2 protein-coding genes and 1 pseudogene are annotated in these 1,459 nt (G+C 72.2%); 2 read left to right on the top strand and 1 reads right to left on the bottom strand.

Annotated elements, in window-relative coordinates; genetic code table 11:
• Both IY392_RS17940 and IY392_RS17935 read left to right on the top strand, forming a co-directional pair.
• Positions 1-374, top strand: a pseudogene (locus IY392_RS17940) (MFS transporter); the annotation flags it as partial.
• Entirely contained in the window at positions 371-880 is a 510-nt protein-coding gene (locus IY392_RS17935) for a DUF2771 family protein (protein WP_194861966.1), read from the top strand. The pseudogene IY392_RS17940 and the gene IY392_RS17935, both read left to right, overlap by 4 nt.
• A gap of 9 nt (positions 881-889) precedes the next feature.
• Here the strand turns inward: IY392_RS17935 and IY392_RS19525 are convergent, their stop codons facing one another.
• A complete protein-coding gene (locus tag IY392_RS19525; RefSeq protein ID WP_194861965.1) occupies positions 890-1,291 on the bottom strand; it encodes a cold-shock protein in 402 nt (133 codons plus the stop codon).
• Between the last annotated feature and the right edge of the window lie 168 nt (positions 1,292-1,459).

Raw genomic sequence — 1,459 nt, 5'->3', positions numbered from 1 at the left:
GCTCCATCTGGGCGGCGGCCCCCCTCGCGCTCGTGGCCGCGGTGAGCAGCGCGCTCGGCAAGGTGGCGCTCGACGCCTCGATCCAGACGGACATCCCGGATTCCGCGCGGTCGTCGGCGTTCGGCCGGTCCGAGACGGCTCTGCAGCTGGCATGGGTCGCGGGCGGCGCGCTGGGGGTCCTCCTGCCGCCGGACTTCACCGTGGGCTTCGGCGTGATCGCGGTCGTCGGCGCCCTGCTGTTCGCGCAGTCCCTCCTGACCGCGCGCGGATCCACGCTCGTGCCCGGGCTCGGCGGCAACCGACCCCGGTTCCCCGGAGAACCACGTGACCCCCGTTCGTTCGGCGCACGCCTGCTGGGCAGAATGGAGGAGTGAGCTCCCGCAGCGATGCCCCCGCCTCCGGCCCCCGCGTTCGTCCAGTCACCTGGGCGATCCTGGCGTGGGTGATCGTCATGATCGCCGCGATCGTGGGGGCGTGGCAGGGCTCGGCCTCACGCCACGGGTCGGTGCCGTCGATCACCGTCGCGACCGACCGCGATCACGTCGAGGTCCCTCCGTTCGCGGCCACGGACCTCGACGGCACCACCTATGCCAATCCGGTGGGCCGGTTCGTCATTTCGGGTGAGCACACGCTCACGGTTCGGCTCCCGGTCGAGCTGCGCCGCGCCACGCTCGACGTCTACGAGGTCCGCGCGGACGGGTTCCGCGAGTACACCGTCGAGCCCGACGGGCCCGGCGAACTGCTCGTCCCGGTCACCCTTCCCGACGAGGGACGGATCGAGGGGCTGGCGCTCCGGGCGGTCGCGCTGGTCTACGCCGCGGACGGCTCGGAGACGATCCTCAGCGGCGAGTGGTCGGTCGGGTTCGACTACGCGGACTGATCCTGCCGGTCACGCGTCCAGTTCGCGGGCGACCGCGCGGAGAACCGATGCCACCCGGCTCGACACCTTGTGGTCGGGACGGTGGCCGCGCCGCAACTCGGGCTGGACGGTCGACTCGAGCACCTTGATCATGTCCTCGACCATCCCGTGCAGCTCATCCGGGGAGTGCCGTGGGCCACCCCGGGGCGCACGGTCCTGCGCGACGGTGGGCTCCTCGTGGACGACCACCCGGAGCGCCTGGGGGCCGCGCCGACCGGAGACCATGTCGAACTCCACCCGCTGGCGGGGCCGGAGCGTGTCCACGCCGGCAGGAAGGGCGTCGGACCGGACGTAGACGTCCTCCCCGCCCTCGTGGGACAGGAAACCGAATCCCTTCTCCGCGTCGTACCACTTGACCCTGCCACTGGGCACCGCGAACCACCTCTCCACACGATCGCGCACAGGTGCGACCGACCATCACCACGTCGCCGTCGAGCCTACCCTCGCCGAGGTGGCGGTTCGGTGCCCGCATCGGGCCGGTAGCCTGCCCGGTGTGACCTCAGATGCCCGACCCCCGGCCGACGACCCCGACCCCTGGAC

The organism is Dietzia sp. SYD-A1 (genome assembly GCF_015356725.1).
GTDB lineage: Bacteria > Actinomycetota > Actinomycetes > Mycobacteriales > Mycobacteriaceae > Dietzia.
This window is presented reverse-complemented; position numbering and strand designations above follow the sequence as displayed.